This is a genomic window from Roseibium sp., assembly GCF_965232425.1.
In the GTDB taxonomy this organism is placed as follows: Bacteria; Pseudomonadota; Alphaproteobacteria; order Rhizobiales; family Stappiaceae; genus Roseibium.
In genome coordinates, this window is the sequence record NZ_OZ246971.1 from 383,099 (window position 1) to 398,691 (window position 15,593).

Annotated in this window: 11 protein-coding genes; 4 read left to right on the plus strand and 7 right to left on the minus strand. The window is 60.8% G+C overall.

Annotation, left to right across the window (positions count from 1 at the left end):
* Positions 1-33: 33 nt before the first annotated feature.
* Both ACO08A_RS01845 and fabI read right to left on the minus strand, forming a co-directional pair.
* Positions 34-2,655: a DUF3141 domain-containing protein gene (locus ACO08A_RS01845; RefSeq protein WP_422039568.1), complete on the minus strand. Its 2,622-nt coding sequence runs from the start codon at positions 2,653-2,655 to the stop codon at positions 34-36.
* A gap of 9 nt (positions 2,656-2,664) precedes the next feature.
* Positions 2,665-3,429 (minus strand): enoyl-ACP reductase FabI, encoded by a 765-nt coding sequence (fabI, locus tag ACO08A_RS01850; protein ID WP_422039569.1) that lies wholly within the window; start codon positions 3,427-3,429, stop codon positions 2,665-2,667.
* 471 nt (positions 3,430-3,900) lie between these two features.
* Between fabI and ACO08A_RS01855 the strand changes: the two genes are divergently transcribed.
* Positions 3,901-5,943 carry a hypothetical protein gene (locus ACO08A_RS01855; protein ID WP_422039570.1) on the plus strand — a complete coding sequence of 681 codons (2,043 nt, stop codon included), beginning with the start codon at positions 3,901-3,903 and terminating at the stop codon, positions 5,941-5,943.
* A complete protein-coding gene (locus ACO08A_RS01860) occupies positions 5,940-7,256 on the plus strand; it encodes a hypothetical protein (RefSeq protein ID WP_422039571.1) in 1,317 nt (438 codons plus the stop codon). Before ACO08A_RS01855 ends, ACO08A_RS01860 begins: the two co-directional genes overlap by 4 nt.
* 60 nt (positions 7,257-7,316) lie before the next feature.
* Here ACO08A_RS01860 and katG read toward each other — a convergent pair whose 3' ends face one another.
* Positions 7,317-9,488 carry a catalase/peroxidase HPI gene (gene katG, locus ACO08A_RS01865; RefSeq protein ID WP_422039572.1) on the minus strand — a complete coding sequence of 724 codons (2,172 nt, stop codon included), beginning with the start codon at positions 9,486-9,488 and terminating at the stop codon, positions 7,317-7,319.
* Positions 9,489-9,760: 272 nt separating this feature from the next.
* On the opposite strand from katG, the gene ACO08A_RS01870 reads away from it, so the two are divergent.
* Positions 9,761-10,645 carry a LysR substrate-binding domain-containing protein gene (locus ACO08A_RS01870; RefSeq protein ID WP_422039573.1) on the plus strand — a complete coding sequence of 295 codons (885 nt, stop codon included), beginning with the start codon at positions 9,761-9,763 and terminating at the stop codon, positions 10,643-10,645.
* Between the two features lie 24 nt (positions 10,646-10,669).
* Here ACO08A_RS01870 and ACO08A_RS01875 read toward each other — a convergent pair whose 3' ends face one another.
* The 4 genes from ACO08A_RS01875 to ACO08A_RS01890 form a co-directional block, all read right to left on the minus strand.
* Complete coding sequence (locus ACO08A_RS01875) at positions 10,670-11,944, minus strand: serine hydrolase domain-containing protein (protein ID WP_422039574.1); 1,275 nt, start codon at positions 11,942-11,944, stop codon at positions 10,670-10,672.
* A 1,045-nt stretch (positions 11,945-12,989) separates the two neighbouring features.
* Positions 12,990-13,652, minus strand: a complete 663-nt coding sequence (locus ACO08A_RS01880) for a class I SAM-dependent methyltransferase (protein WP_422039575.1) — start codon at positions 13,650-13,652, stop codon at positions 12,990-12,992.
* A gap of 27 nt (positions 13,653-13,679) precedes the next feature.
* Positions 13,680-14,444 (minus strand): class I SAM-dependent methyltransferase, encoded by a 765-nt coding sequence (locus tag ACO08A_RS01885; RefSeq protein WP_422039576.1) that lies wholly within the window; start codon positions 14,442-14,444, stop codon positions 13,680-13,682.
* Positions 14,445-14,446: 2 nt separating this feature from the next.
* Positions 14,447-14,587, minus strand: coding sequence for a hypothetical protein (locus tag ACO08A_RS01890; RefSeq protein WP_422039577.1), 141 nt, complete (start codon positions 14,585-14,587; stop codon positions 14,447-14,449).
* Between the two features lie 84 nt (positions 14,588-14,671).
* Between ACO08A_RS01890 and ACO08A_RS01895 the strand changes: the two genes are divergently transcribed.
* The gene (locus tag ACO08A_RS01895) at positions 14,672-15,589 is read left to right on the plus strand and encodes a LysR family transcriptional regulator (protein WP_422039578.1); all 918 of its coding nucleotides are present in this window, start codon (positions 14,672-14,674) and stop codon (positions 15,587-15,589) included.
* Positions 15,590-15,593 lie beyond the last annotated feature (4 nt).

Below are 15,593 nucleotides of genomic sequence, written 5' to 3' on the forward strand. Positions count from 1 at the left end.
GAGAGGCCCGGACGCCCTTTTTTTGACTTTCGCTTATTCGGCAGGTTCTTCGGACTTGCGCGCAGACGTGCCTTGTTTGCGGCCGGTGGCCGGCTTGGAAGCAGCCGCCTTGCGCGTGGCGGCTTTTCGTGCCGCAGGCTTGCGCGGTGATGCCTTCTGCGCCGTCCTCGTCTTTGCCGCGGCGGCTGCGGGTTTCCTGACCGGCGCCTCGGTGACAGCCGGCTCGATATCCGCGTCCGCTTTCGCCGGAGTAGCGCTCTCTGCCAGCGGGTCTTCGGTGATGTTGCCGGTCGCGGGCGGCAGCCCGAGCACCTTGTGGAAACTCTGAAGCATCTCCAGCGTGTGCGGCGTCATCTCGTCGATATCGCCCGGGATGTAACGCACGACCTTCGCCGCAAGCTCACGCTCCTCCTTCGATTTCAGAAGCTTCGGCAATGACGACAAGGCGCGCTCCGGCGCGAATTCGACGATCAGCGTCTGCTCCTGGAGCATGAAACTGCGCTCGTCCGGTGTAAGCGACCTGAAGGGTTCGTCCTGGGTGAGGACACGTGAGGACCGTTCCAGCCTGTCCCGGCGCACATTGCCGCGGCTCTCGGCGAGCAGGATCAGCATCCGGACAACCGCCTCGCGGAAACCACCCTCCTCGACATGCATCAGGGCGGCCTGGACCGGCGGCAGGCTGCGCAGTTCGTCCGCATGCTTGAGCGTACGGCCCGGCTGCTTCGTTCGTCCGAACCAGCGCATGTAGGGCGATCCCCAGATGGTATAGAACAGGTTCTCATACATGGTGTCGCGCAGGTCACGGAACAGATCCATGGATTGCTCGATCATCGCCGCGTTGACCCGTTCCAGTTCCACGAAGGGATTGTCGGATGCAACCGGTTGACGCTCGGCCTTCGCTTTTTCGGCCCAGCCCGGGAGCGCGCTCAGGAACGGGTTCATGCTGGAAAGGAGCTCCCGCTGCAGCCGCAGGGGATGGGTGCGCCGCCGCAAATCCGCGCTCTGCTCGGTTACACCTGCCTGAACGAACGGGCGCACGCACACGTCGTAGAACTCGGCCTGCTGTTCGGACGCCCTTGCGACCGCGGCAAACGGAATCTCGTCTTCGCGGCCATCGTCGAGCGCGCGCAGGTCATCCATGCCCCGTTCGTGGAAACTGACGGTGAATTGGCGGTCGAGCAGCTCGCCCTCGTAGTCGTCGATCGACATCTCGTAGAGACCCGGTGGCAGCGCCTCGATGGTCTTCAGAGTCGAGGTCACTTCCGTGTGCTCCTTCTTGGCAATCTTGGAGGACACGAAAATTCCGAGGTGACCGACCTGGTCATGAACCATGTAGATGATCCGCTGGCCGCGGATCGCGATTTCCCGCTCGTCCGCGTAGGTGTCGAGGATCCAGTTCAGCGCCTGCTGCGGCGGGGTGATGTTGTCGCCGAAGCTGGCAAAAACGATAATGGGCGCGCGGATCTGCTTGATATCGACATTCCGGCCCGGCTCGAGCTGCGCTTCGTTCTTGGACAGGCGGTTGCCGACGAAAAGCTGTTCGACGATCCACTTCATTTCCGCCTCGTTCAGCAGGAAATAGCCACCCCACCAGCGCTCGAATTCGAGGAAGCGATGCGGCTCCGTGTCGACCTTGGCATAAAGGTCGTAATACTTGCCGAAATAGTTTCTCGCCGGATTGAGGAGCTCGAAATTCTGGACAATGTCCGCTCCGTCAAACACGCCGTGCCCAAGGTCGGAGTAGAACATGGCGTTGTAGGTTCCGCCCAGAATGCCGCCGTTGTAGCGCATCGGATTTTCGCCGACCCGCCCCGCCCAGGTCGAAACCGGCGCGCCGTTGAGAATGATCGGACCGGTGAGATCCGGGTTTGTCGCGGCGAGCAGCAGCGTTGCCCAGCCTCCCTGACAGTTTCCCGTGACCACCGGGTTGGGCGCCTCGGGATGCAATTCCTTCACCTTGCGCACGAACGCGGCCTCGGCGCGCGTGACGTCGGCGAGCGTCTGGCCCTTTTCCGGCATGCGCTTGAAGGCGACAAAATAAACGGGGTGACCGTCCCGGAGAGCGACCCCGACCTGACTGTCCGGCTTGAAACCGCCGATGCCCGCACCGTGTCCGGCGCGCGGATCGATGATGATATAGGGCCGTTTCCATGGCTTGGGATCGCGGCACGGGGTGTTTTCAGGCGGCCTGATCTTCAGCAGCATGTAGCAGCAGGGATGCGGCAGATCCGCGCCGTCCAGCACCAGATCATAGTCATAGATCAGGACCGGCGGGCATCCAGCCTCCTCGTGCTCGATGAAATTGTCGCCGCGCTGACGCAATGTGTCCATCGTGAGCACGACACGCTGAGCCGCATCCTTCCAGTAACTCTCAAAAGCGTTGTAGAGCGCGCCTTGCGTCTGCGCCTGCGTGAGGTCTTCAAACGCTTTGCCATAGGCCGTCAGGCTGTCCTGCCAGCGCTGCTTGTGCACATCCGTGATGTGGGTCAGATGCTTGGTGAGGCCGCGCCCCATCAATTCCGCCATGTTCGACATCTCGGCCGCCTGGGCCTGCCATGCGGTGATGCGCTGCGAAGGTGACCAGGCGGTCGCATCTTCCAGGGAATGCAGAAACTCGTTGTGGCCCTTTTCGAGCGCGTCGAAAATGTCCTTCATGAGGACCTCCTATCCAACAATGCTGTAGCCGCCGTCGATGAAGTGAATGCCGCCCGTGACGTTGAAGGCTTCACGGCTCGCAAGAAACGCGGCATAGGCACCGACATCGTCGATCGTTGCAAGGTGATGTGTGGGCGCACGCTCGGCGGCGTCATTGAGAAGTTCGTCGAACTCCGCGATCCCGGATGCCGCTCGTGTCCTCAAGGGTCCGGGAGACAGTGCGTGCACCGATATCCCCCTTGGCCCCATCTCGGCCGCCGCGTAGCGGGTCGCGGCTTCGAGCGCCGCCTTGACCGGCCCCATGACCCCGTAGTTCTCGACCACCTTCTGCGCGCCCATGAACGAGACCGTCATGCAGGTGCCCCCGTGCGGCATCAGGGGCTCGGCCCTGCGTATGAGCCGCAGAAACGAGTGGACGGAAATGTCCATCGCCAGGGAAAACCCGTCCGCGGAGCAATCCACGACACGGCCATGAAGGTCTTCCTTCTTCGAAAAGGCGATGGAATGCAGCAGCGTGTCGAGCTTGCCCCATTTCTCGTCGATCGCGGCGAAGAGGGCATCCGCTTCGCCTTCATCGCGCACGTCGAGCGGTGCGATGATGTCCGCGCCAAGCTCTTCGGCCAGCGGACGCACATAGGGCTCCGCCTTCTCATTGAGATAGGTGATCGCCAGGTCGGCCCCCTGCTCACGAAAGGCTTTCGCACAGCCATACGCGATGGACTGGTCGTTGGCGACCCCGACCACAAGGGCCTTGAACCCCGTCAAATCAAACATGACTGTCAGCTCCTGACGTCAAAACAGACTGGAACCGGCCTGAAGCCGGACGAGACCTCCCGTCGTTTCGGCCGCAACCTGAAACTCTTCGCACTGCAACATGATCACTGTGACGACACAATGACTTTCCGCAAAATAGGTGATTGTGCGTGGTGGATGTTATCGCGAAATTTACTTACTTTAGGTTAGTTTAAGCAATACAACCGGCATACAACTTCAATTTGAAAATAATTAAAGCCTTGTTATTTTGGAAAAAAGGCTCATCTTAAATTATGGTTATGTTGTGATTTCAACTCAATCTGTGTTAATTAAACAGAAAAATATATTAGACTTGAGGACCGCGTCATGAAGAAAGTTTTGATTGTCCTTCTGCTATTGTCCGGCAGTTCTGCACCAGGCTTTGCACAGACAGCGTGTAACCCGGCAACGCAATATTGCCGGTAACACGGCAAATGTAGACTGGCACCGGACATGCCCGACCTCGTCGCCCTGCTATTTGGCGCGCTGATCATCGGCGTGTTTTCCTACGAGCGTTTCAATAAGGCGACTTATGGCAGCCGAAGGCAACTCGAACGCCTTGTCGACCTGCTGACGCCCGACAAGCTTCGGGCGCGCAAGACGGTTTTTCACGCGTATACGTTCTACGCGCTGACAATGCTGCTCATCTACTTCTTCCTGTGCGCCTACGCAGAGGTCATCCCCTATCTCGGGGGACCGGACATCCTGGCCGATACGGTCGGCGCCAGCCAGCTGCCGACCGCACCGACCGAGGAAGCGGCCGGTTCCACGGTCGGTTTCGTGCCGCTCAGCAACAACGAGAGCGTTTTCTGGGCCCAGCCGCTGTCGAGCGAAACAGGCCCAGCCGAAAAACGGAACTTTCTCGACATCGGCATCGACCCGTCCATCTCGCTCACGATCGCACTCATCATCGTCGGCCTTGCCCCGACCTTCCCGATCCTGCAGCGTTTCGAAGACTGGATGCGCAGTGCGGCGCACCGGCTGGCAGGCATTCCGACGCGCGTCATCGGCGCGGGCGAGGATCTTCAGCGCAACTCGATCCAGCTTCGTGATGAAGGCGACGAAGACAACGACATTCCGAAAAACAGCCTGCTGATCCCGCGCGGTCATTGGGAACGCATCCGGCACTATTCGCAGGCTGCCGGCGGGCAACTGGCCGATCCTCAGGATTTTCACGAGGATCTTGACCTCATTTTTTCCATTTCCTCGTGGATCCTGGACCGGAAACTCAAGCTGGCGAATGCCAGCCAGCGCGAAGAATTCGACAAGCTCGAAGCCGCCCTGACACGGCGCCGGGACGTCCTGCTGCTGGAGCTCGATGAAAAATCGAGCTACCAGGCCGGTGAAACTGCCGCGGTCCCGGAGAAAGCCGATGCGACAGCAGAAGCCGAAACTCCCCAGGAAGGAAACGGTTCAGGAGAAAACCCGGCGGCCACCGAGAAGAAACGTGCCAGCTGGGAACGGCTGGCCGAAGAAGCCGATCACCTCGCCGATGACCTCTGCATCTTGCTGGCGCTCTATGTCGAGCATGAAATCATCATCCCGGATTCAGGCGCTCAACGGCTTGAGAAAAATGCCACCAGTTCGGTCAGGCAACAGATCCTTGCGAAGAAGAAGCTCGAGGCCTTTTTGAGCGATCTGTTCAATGAGCATGCGGGCCCCGTACACTCCCGCTCACACGCGATGCTGACGATCCTGTGGTCCGCTGGTATTACCGTCTCGCTCGCGCTTGCCTGGAGCGTCTTTCCCGGTCCATATGAAACCGCGCTTCAAAGCGGCTCCGCGGGGAGCCCCTACTGGCGCGCGCTCGGATATGCCACCACCTCTTTCAACAGCTTCTGCGTTCCGATCATCATCGCCCTTGCGCTGCGCGACGGTGCACGCCAGACCCACCGCTGGCGGAACATGTCGCAGGCGCACTGGACGAAAAGACTACCGCAGGCCGCGGCACTTGTCTTCGTTTCCTGGGCAGTTGCGACACTCTTCATCATTGGCCTGGTTCTCTGGCGTTCGGCCATTGAATCGGGCGGATGGGAAGAAAACCAGCGCACCGTCTGGGCGACGCTGCAGGCATCCTTCGAATACAATGCGCCAACCCCTCTGAGAGGCGCAGTCCTTGCCCTGATCCTCGTCGTTCTGCTGGATGCAGCAACGTCATTGTCCCGAGCCGAAGTGTCGCAAAAGACGATGGCCTGGAGCCGGGGCTGGGCAATCCGGGCAGCAATCCTCATGGGGCTGTGCGGCGGCGCTACCCGTTTCCTCACGTCCTGGGCGTCCGCGCTCAACCGGTCGGCAGAGCAGCCGCAACTCGACGCGATCGACCATGGCCTGATCGCCTACGCGGCAATCTATTCCGCGATACTCGGTTTCCTTGTGGTCTTCTGCGTCGCCGAGGCGCTCCAGAACCAGCGCAGGCGGCAATCAGGGGTGAGCACAAAATCAGGACCGCTCGTCGGCCAGACGTCGACAAAGTCCAGATCGGCAGCGTCGTCATGAAGTGGCTGATTTGTCTTTCCCTGGTTTTCGTGCAGGCTTTCGCTGTCACCTGGACGGCATCCGCAGACGAACACGCTGCACCCATCAAGATGGCCGTTCGCACGGATACACGCCCCTTCATCTGGAAGAACACTGCCTCGGACGAATTTCTGGGTTTTTACTGGGACATCTGTACGGAGGCGATCTACCGCGCAGGCTACCAGGTTGAGACTGTCGAAATCAGCTCGGCGGAGCGGATATCCATTCTAAACACCGGCCGGACCGGTCCGGACGATGGCCGGAAAGCAACAGCCAAAATCGCATCTCTGAAAGGCGAGCTGCCCGCTGGCAGTAAAGCGAAGCCCGCGTCCACCGAAATTGATTTTCTGTGTGACCCGACCACGATCACGCTTCAGCGCATGCGCAGCTTTCCGATCGAAAAGAAGACGCCCATCCTACATTTTTCTCAGATCGTCTTTGTCGCCAACAGCTCCTTCGTGAAGTCCAAGCAGGGCAAGGACATCACCAAGAACGAAGGCAAATTGCCAGAAGACGGGCCGGAACCGACATGCGACTGCATCCTTCCCTGGATTGACCATCTCGGTGCCACAGCGCGCGGCGAGCCGTCTCCCGCGCACAGTTGCAAGACCCCCTGGTGGCCGGAAAAGACAGAGGAACAGGCCGACACTTCCGCGGACGACGACGCAACCGGTACCGAAGGAGAGCCCCAGACCAAACAGGCAAGTTTCTGGGACCGGTTCAAGATCGAGTTTCAGTTCGTTCCGGCAACACCCCTGCAGGTCAAGACCGAAGGGCCCAAGGACTATGAAATCTGGGGGTACGTGGAAGGTTCGACGATCGGCGATGCGCTCAATACGCTGCTGAGCAAGCCGCCCAGGAACCGGATCGGAGCCAAGATCGTCTGTTCGCGCAGCTACACCTCGCATACGGCAGCGGCGCGGGCATTCTGCAACGGGAACCTGTCCCGCTACTATGGCGATCTCGACATCGTGCAGGCCTCGCTTGCGGACCAGCGCAACCAGACCCGGACGGAATGCGCCATGGATCCGGCGCCGTCGGGCACCGGCCGCTACGAGCCCTACGCCTTCGTCATTTCATCGAGAGAACATCCGGGCTTGCCGGAAAAAATCGATCTCGCCCTTTACAGCATGTTTCAGGACGGCACGATCGAGCGCCTGTTCGCCGGCCATTTCCCGGACACCCAGATGTCCGACTTCCTCAACACGCTCTTCCGGATCAACAGCATTCCCGCCGGGACCATCGTGGTGGAAGGCGCTGAAGACGAACAGTCCGACGAGACAGCTCAGAACTGAAAAAGCCGGCCCCGCGATCGCGGGGCCGGCCTTCATTCGCATGCGCCTCTGTGCGTAATCTTACGCCAGATCGAAACGGTCCGCATTCATGACCTTGGTCCAGGCGACAACGAAGTCCTTGACGAACTTGGCCTGGTTGTCGTCCTGGGCGTAGACCTCTGCATAGGCGCGCAGGATCGAGTTGGAGCCGAAGACGAGGTCCGCGCTGGTCGCCGTCCATTTCAGCGTGTTCAGCTGGCGGTCCCGGATCTCGTAAGTTCCGTCGGACGCCGGCAGCCAGCTGTTGGACATGTCGGTCAGGTTGACGAAGAAATCCGTCGTCAAAGCGCCTTCGCGGTCGGTGAAGACACCGTGCTTGGAGCCGCCGTGGTTCGCGCCGACGACGCGCAGGCCGCCGACGAGAACCGTCATTTCCTGCCCCGTCAACCCGAGCAGCTGCGCCCGGTCGAGCATCATTTCTTCAGGGCTGACCGCGTAGTCTTTCTTTTCCCAGTTGCGGAAGCCGTCCGCAAGCGGTTCCAGAACCTCGAAGCTTTCCGCGTCGGTCTGCGCGTCGGTCGCGTCACCACGGCCTGCGCTGAACGGGACGACGGTGTCGAAACCGGCGGCCTTGATGGCCTGCTCGACACCGACATTGCCGGCCAGAACGATGACGTCGGCAAGCGAGGCACCGCTCTCCGTCGCGATCGGCTTAAGGGCAGCGAGTACTTTGGCGAGCCGTGCCGGTTCGTTGCCTTCCCAGTCCTTCTGCGGGGCAAGCCGGATGCGGGCGCCGTTGGCACCACCACGCTTGTCGGAGCCGCGGAACGTGCGGGCGCTGTCCCAGGCAGTGGCGATCATGTCGGCAGCGGAGAGACCGCTTGCGGCAATCTTCGCCTTGACCGCATCGACGTCGTAGGAGGTCGATCCTGCCGGGATCGGATCCTGCCAGATCAGGTCTTCAGCCGGGACGTCCGGTCCGAGATAGTTGGCACGCGGACCCATGTCGCGGTGGGTCAGCTTGAACCAGGCGCGGGCAAAGGTGTCACGGAAGTAGGCTTCGTCTTCCATGAACTTGCGGCAGATCTCGTTGTAGACCGGGTCCATTTTCATGGCCATGTCGGCATCGGTCATCATCGGGTCGTGGCGGATGGACGGGTCGGTCGCGTCGACCGGCTTCTCGCCTTCCGGCATGTCGACCGGTTTCCACTGCCATGCGCCTGCCGGAGACTTCGTCAATTCCCATTCATAGTTGAACAGGTAGTCGAAATAGCCCATGTCGAATTTCGTCGGCTCTTTCGTCCAGGCGCCTTCGATACCGGAGGTGAACGCATTGGTCGCCTTGCCGTCCTGGCCGGGGTTGGACCAGCCGAGACCCTGTGCTTCAACGCCGGTCGCTTCCGGCTCGACACCGATCTTGTCGACGGCACCGCGGCCATGCGCCTTGCCGACGGTGTGGCCGCCACAGGTGAGCGCAGCCGTTTCCTCGTCGTTCATGGCCATGCGCCTGAAGGTTTCGCGGATATGCGCGCCGGTCTTGACCGGGTCCGGGTTGCCGTTGACGCCTTCCGGGTTCACGTAGATCAGTCCCATGTGAACGGCTGCAAGCGGATTTTCCAGCGTCGACGCATCGTCCAGATCGTCATAGCGGTTTTCGGACGGCGCCAGCCATTCCTGCTCTGATCCCCAGTAGACGTCTGTCTCCGGACCCCAGATGTCCTCGCGGCCGAAGCCGAAGCCGAAGGTCTTGAAGCCCATGGTCTCGTAGGCCATGTTGCCGGCCAGGATGATCAGGTCGGCCCAGGACAGGGCGTTGCCGTATTTCTTCTTCACCGGCCAGAGCAGACGGCGTGCCTTGTCGAGGCTGGCATTGTCCGGCCAGGAGTTGAGCGGCGCGAAGCGGATGTTGCCGGAACCGGCACCACCACGGCCGTCCTGCATGCGGTAGGAGCCCGCCGAGTGCCATGCCAGGCGAATCATGAGCCCGCCGTAGTGACCCCAGTCAGCCGGCCACCAGTCCTGGCTGTCGGTCATCAGGGCGCGGACGTCGGCCTTGACCGCTTCATGATCCAGACCCTTCGCGGCTTCGCGGAAGTTGAAATCCGGATCCATCGGGTTGGTCCGGGCACCGTGCTGGTGCAGAATGTCGAGGTTGAGCGCATTCGGCCACCATTTCGTAACCGGCTTGTCCATCGACGTGTTCCCGCCGTGCATGACCGGGCATCCACCCGCTTTGTCGACTTTTGCGTCCATATTCCTCTCCAATTCGAGTCCCGGTGCGACGCACCGCACTTACACAACTCCGATCCGGTGACAGCATTTTGACAGTTCGCGCTTCCATGAGCGCGCTGACGATCCAGATGCTGGCAGGTGGCCGGAGAACTCCGTGATCTGTTACCAGACCGGTCCGTGTGCCTACATTTAAGGTGCAGATCACGCGTTTCCAGTCTGGTGTGATTCTAAACTAGCAGAGCCTATCGATCAGAAGAAGTTGAATTTACTGATCGCTTTGATAGGATTTTCTTATGATAAATATCACGCTGAAACAACTCCGTTATTTTGAAGCCCTGGCCCGTCACGGGCACTTCGGCAAAGCGGCGGATGCCTGTGCGATTTCGCAACCGGCCCTGTCGATGCAGATCAAGGAAATGGAGGAAGCGCTGGGTGCGTCCCTGATCGAACGCGGCCCCCGGCAGGTCAGGCTGACGCATTTCGGCGAAGTCGCCGTCGAGCGTGCCCGCGACATCCTGCGCGCCGCCGAAGAACTCGGCGATCTGGCCCGGGCTTCGCGCGACCGGCTTGTCGGGCGGCTGCGTATCGGCGTGATCCCGACGATCGCGCCCTACCTGTTGCCGCGCGTCATCGGGGCCTTGTCCGATCAGCATCCCGAGCTTGAGATCCACGTCCGTGAAACGGTGACCCCCAAACTCATTCAGGAACTCGGCGAGAGCAAGCTGGACACGGCAATCGTCGCCCTGCCCGTTTCCGAAGGATCTCTCGCGGAGACGCCCCTGTTCAGCGAGGCCTTCATGCTGGTCCGCTCGGCCAGCGATGCGGACGCGCCCATGCCCAGCGCCGACAGACTGCGGGAAATGCGGCTTTTGCTGCTTGAGGAAGGCCATTGCTTTCGCGACCAGGCGCTGTCCTTCTGCAACCTTCCGTCCGGCCCGCCGCGCGAAGTGCTGGATGCCAGTTCCCTGTCCACGCTGGTCCAGATGGTCAGCGCCGGCATGGGGGTGACGCTCATTCCGGAAATGGCCGTTCCGGTCGAAACCCGTTCGGCATCCGTCTCCGTGTGCCGTTTCGAAAACCCTGAACCAACGCGGACCGTTGGCATGGTCTGGCGCAAATCCAGCCCGCTGGCCGGTCAGCTTGGCGAAATCGCGGAGATCGTCAGGACCTGCTGCTAGGGCCAGGGCCCAAGGCGGCAGCCGTCACAGGCCGCTGGTCGCGTCCAGAAGCGCCGGGACGACTTCGAGGAAAAGAAGCGTGTTCATCCGAACGGTCTCCGTCTGCGGATAACCGCCATTCATGGCGATGACGGTTCCCGTTTCCTTTTCCATGACCAGCACCTGGCCGTGAATTCCGATGAAGACCATCATCTTGTGGCCCTTGATGTTCAGGATCCTGATCTGGTCCTTGTACCAGCCGTCGGACGCAAGAGCGGCCTCCTTGCCGACGGACCAGGCTGCCCTGACCCGGTCGTTGCCTTCCCAGATTGCATCCAGGAACGACTGCGGCACGATCTGCTCACCGAGATGGTTCCTGCCGTCATTCAGGAACATGCGGCCGACACGCGCCAGGTCGCGCGTGCGCATGTTCAACCCGCCGGAAGCCACCGTGTAACCGCGCGGATCGGCCATCCAGTAGGCGTTGCCTTCGGCCCCGAGCCTTGACCACAAACGCTCCTGCATGAACGCGGCAAGGCCGGTTCCCGTCACCTTTTCGGTCACGAGACCCAGCAATTCCGTATTCGGATCCTGATACTGGTAATGGGTCCCCGGTTCGTATTTCCGCTCGGACAGGGTCTGCAGATACTCGTTGATGCCCGACAGACCGCTGTCGTTCGGGCCGTTCCATTCCTGCGACTGCGTGAATTTCGGGTCCCAGGACATGAACGGCGGCGTGGGGATATCAAGCCCGGAATTCATGTCGGCGACATCCTGAACCGACACACCGCCAAACGCGGTCGCGGCATATTCCGGAAGGTAGTGTTCCACGGGTTTGCTCATGTCGAGCAGCCCTTCGGCGGCCGCGATGCCGGCCAGTGTCGCCGTGAACGATTTGGTCACCGACATGTCGAGATGGGTCGAAGCCGACGTCATCCCGTCCCAGAAATGCTGATGCAGCAGCCGATCGCCCTTCAGCACCACCATCGAATGATTGAGCAGCCTGTCGCGCAGGATTGTCTGCAGGTCATGGACGCCATCGGCATCTCTGGCAGTCAGAGCCGCGAGATCAAGCGCCCCGGTCTCGTCCCGCCATTGTTCGGGCGCGACCGCATCACCGGCGCTGATTTCGTAGTGCCTTGTGAACCGGTAGGCCTGCGGAAACGTGACCGCGGCGAATTCGCCGCTGTCCCAGTTCTCCTGCGTGATGCCGAATGCTGCAACCTGGTCCAGAAAACCGGCGTCCGGAGGAAGGAGGTCCGCGGAGACTGCGGCTGCCGACACCGTCATACCAATCGCAAATGAAAGCGTTCTGAGCATGAGTAAGGCCTCCAAGATCCGGGATAGATGCTCTGTAAGGCGGAACGGTAATGCCGGAACCACAATCCTGCAATGCGTTCGATGCCCTGATTCACGCCAACCGGTCTCCAAGGCCGGCAGTTTTTGCACCTGTCAGAAATGAAGGTGTTTTCCCCGTCATCAACTCTTTGATTTGAACAGATGGGAAGTCCAACGTTTCTGCCTATCCCGAGGAGCAAGCTCTGGTGCGTTTCGAAGGATGGGCGATTGGCGTCCTGCCGGGCGGCCCATCCTTCGAGACAGCGCTGACACGCTTCCTCAGGATGAGGTTGTTCCTCTCGCCCTTCACGTCCCGGCGGCAAGCTTGACGCACCGCTGTCCGGTTTAACCTGAATTGATCCAGTGAGGCAGTCTGCAGCCAATGAACTTTTCATTCCGGCTGAAGCAAAGCGGAAGGCCGGAACCCAGCAATCACCTGTTTCTTCTTCGCGCAATCTCGGGCCATTTGGAGTAATGGTTCCCGGTCTTGCCGCGTTTGCGGCAAACCGGGACGACAAATCGGGGAAAACAATTCCGGAACTTTCACTGGCCGTCCACGGCTTTGCGTGGCAGACCGCGTCCCGGCATCTGTCCTTCCTTTCGGGTCATGTCATGGCTTGACCATGGCATCCATGCCGTTCCATTGTCGGCTACGCGGTCTATCGCCATGGAGACGCAATGGCATGGATTGCCAGATCAAGTCTGGCAATGACGCGCGATGGCGCAATTGCCCGTTTGCCGGTTCGATTTCGAACAAATGCCTCAATCTTCAAAACAGGGCTAGCGCTCGTCGCTATCGTTCGATAGCACCCCGTCGGCAATCGTGCTCCAAGCCGTTCCGCCCCTGCATTATCCACCGTCATCCCGGCCAAGCGCAGCGCGAGCCGGGATCGGGGAGCCGCAGACTTTAGCGATTATTGAACGTCCCGTCCCCCAAAACAGCCGTTCCCCGGCCCCGGGTCTCACGTTGTTCACCCGGGGGCGACGGTGGAACAATTGCGGCCGCTGTCCGGGGAGAAACCATCGCCTAGATCTTCCTGGCAACGACAAAGCGGCTGCGCGGTTCCGGATAGGTACCGGTTTCAATGATGTCAAAACCGGCCTGGCCGATCAGGTCTTCGACCGCGGCAAAGGTATAGGAACGCACGAACGGGGCCTTGCCGAAAAGCTGCATCACCTTGATCATCGGCACGAACAGCCAGGCCTTGTCGCCGAGGCAGACGGTTTTTGAAATAAAGAGGCCGCCCGGCTTCAGGAGACCATGGACGCGGGCGAGCAGGTCTTCGGGATTTTCCACCAGGTGCAGAAAGTTGAAGCCGAGGATGGCGTCATAACCCTTGCCGTTGTCGACTGCTTCACTGAAGGCGTCGGCAACCGCAAAGCGGAGCCCGGCCGGAACGTTGTTTTCCTCGCTTGCTGCGACAAGCTTCTCGTCGGCGATCCGGATCATGCCAGGCGCGAAGTCCGTCGCCAGATAGGACGATACGTTGCCGGCCAGAAGAAGCGCCGTCGAGCCGGTTCCGCAGCCGAGTTCCAGGACGTCGTCGGTTGGCCCCAGATGCTCCACGGTGCGTGCGAGCGTCTTTTCGTAGGCCCCCTGATCCTTGATCGGCGAGCTTGCATATTTGTCAGAGATCTTGTCCCAGAACCGGGTCGAGGGTGTCATGTCATTGGTCCAGGTGATGGTCATGGTCTTTCTTTCCTATCATGTCGGGCGTCAGGCTGCGGCCATCGCGATGCCGGGCGCTGTGTTTTCTCTATCGGCAGGCTTGCGTCCGACGACGGCCGTGCTCCAGAACCGGGTCCAGCGCCGGGCGCCAACCTGCAGCGTTGTCAGTTGATCCAGGCCGCGCTGCCGCAGCTGCTGCTGCACCATCGCCGCGTCGAACCGGTGCGTCCGCCACTTCAACTGGACGAACGTTCCAAGGAGTGACTTGCGGGTTGTCACCAGCAAAAGGCTGCCGCCGGGTTTCAGAACCCGGCACATTTCCGCAAGCGCCGTTTCGGGTTTTGCGAGATGTTCAAGCGCATGCGCGCACATCACGAAATCAAAGCTGTCACTGTCGTAGGGCAGCGCGGAAATGTCGGCGAGATCCGCGCGGCAGCCGATACCGGCGCCCTGAAGATTGGCGGATGCCTCCTGCAGCATGACCGGCGAGATGTCGACTGCCGTCAGATCGAACGCACGCGGCATTTCCCTTGCCAGCGCCAGCGACATGGCACCGGTGCCTACCCCGCAATCGAGCACCTTCACGGGTGCCGCATCGCCTTCGTTCAAACCGGCAGCCACCTGGCCCAGCAGGTCGCGGTATGCGGAGGGAAAGCCGAGCCGTCCGATCTTGCGATCCCAGCACGGGGCACAGGCGTCATAGGCCGCGCGCAACTGGTCGGTCCCGAAACTGTCCCGACTGACGGCAATCTGCCAGGAGCCGAGCCGGCGTTCGAAAACCGGGATCTGCGGAGTGTGATGTTCAAGTGTCATGGTCACTCCCCCCGGCCGCCGCGCAGACCGATCCGGCTCAGGATGTCGCGGCCGATCGCCCGGCCACCGCCAGGCGAGGCCACAAAGTCGAGACAGGCAATACAGATTTTCAACAACACCACGGCGAACGAATGCGGACACATGGGGAACTCCTTTCGAGCGCTTGTTACCCCCAACGCAAGTGAATAGAAATTGCCGAAATCTCGTTAGGTGATATACAAATTTGCATGAACTGGCAGAGCATCACATTTGACTGGAACCAGGCGCGCGCTTTTCTCGTGACCGCCGAAGAAGGGTCGCTCTCGGCAGCCGCCCGTGCGCTCGGGCTCACCCAGCCGACCCTGAGCCGGCAGGTCGCCGCGCTTGAAGAGACTCTCGGCGTGACACTGTTCGAGCGGGTCAACAAAAGCCTTATATTGACGGAAGCGGGAGTTGAGCTCGCCGAACACGTGCGCAGCATGGGCGAAGCGGCGAGCCGGGTGTCCCTGGCCGCGTCAGGACAGTCCCAACAGATCGAGGGGCTGGTCACCATTTCCACGACCGACGTCCTGGCCGCTTATGTCCTGCCGGACATTTTCAAGGATCTGCGGCGCAAGGCGCCCGGCATCGAGATCAGGGTCATATCTACGAACAGCCTGAGTGACCTCCGCCGCCGGGAGGCCGACATTGCCATCCGCCATGTTGCGCCGGATCACCCCGAGCTTTACGCACGAAAGCTGCGAGATGCGAACGGGCGGATCTTCGCCGCCCGCTCCTATCTCGAACGGTTCGGACGGAAGCTGACGACGGCCGATGCTCCGCAGCTCGATTTCCTGGGATATGAAGACAACGAGCAACTGATCGGTTACCTGCGCGCGCTTGGTCTGGACGTCACGCAGGCCAACATCAAGATCAGTTCACCGAACCTGCTTGTCGCCTGGGAATATGTGCGTCTCGGGTTCGGCCTTGGTGTCGGTGCCGACGAGATTGCCGCCCGTTGCCCGGAAATCGTCCCGGCATTTGAAGATGTGCCCGCCCTCAGTTTCCCGATCTGGCTCGTAACCCACCGCGAACTGCACACCAGCTTGCGCATCCGTACCGTGTTCGATCATCTTGCAGACGGACTGCTTGCGGCCGGACATGAGCGCCGGGCAGATTGCGCGTAGGGCT

Excerpts from the sequence above, each read along its gene's own strand:
- ACO08A_RS01845 (WP_422039568.1), bottom strand. The coding sequence starts at position 2,655 with ATGAAGGACATTTTCGACGCGCTCGAAAAGGGCCACAACGAGTTTCTG.
- fabI (WP_422039569.1), bottom strand. The coding sequence starts at position 3,429 with ATGTTTGATTTGACGGGGTTCAAGGCCCTTGTGGTCGGGGTCGCCAAC.
- ACO08A_RS01855 (WP_422039570.1), top strand. The coding sequence starts at position 3,901 with ATGCCCGACCTCGTCGCCCTGCTATTTGGCGCGCTGATCATCGGCGTG.
- ACO08A_RS01860 (WP_422039571.1), top strand. The coding sequence starts at position 5,940 with ATGAAGTGGCTGATTTGTCTTTCCCTGGTTTTCGTGCAGGCTTTCGCT.
- katG (WP_422039572.1), bottom strand. The coding sequence starts at position 9,488 with ATGGACGCAAAAGTCGACAAAGCGGGTGGATGCCCGGTCATGCACGGC.
- ACO08A_RS01870 (WP_422039573.1), top strand. The coding sequence starts at position 9,761 with ATGATAAATATCACGCTGAAACAACTCCGTTATTTTGAAGCCCTGGCC.
- ACO08A_RS01875 (WP_422039574.1), bottom strand. The coding sequence starts at position 11,944 with ATGCTCAGAACGCTTTCATTTGCGATTGGTATGACGGTGTCGGCAGCC.
- ACO08A_RS01880 (WP_422039575.1), bottom strand. The coding sequence starts at position 13,652 with ATGACCATCACCTGGACCAATGACATGACACCCTCGACCCGGTTCTGG.
- ACO08A_RS01885 (WP_422039576.1), bottom strand. The coding sequence starts at position 14,444 with ATGACACTTGAACATCACACTCCGCAGATCCCGGTTTTCGAACGCCGG.
- ACO08A_RS01890 (WP_422039577.1), bottom strand. The coding sequence starts at position 14,587 with ATGTGTCCGCATTCGTTCGCCGTGGTGTTGTTGAAAATCTGTATTGCC.
- ACO08A_RS01895 (WP_422039578.1), top strand. The coding sequence starts at position 14,672 with ATGAACTGGCAGAGCATCACATTTGACTGGAACCAGGCGCGCGCTTTT.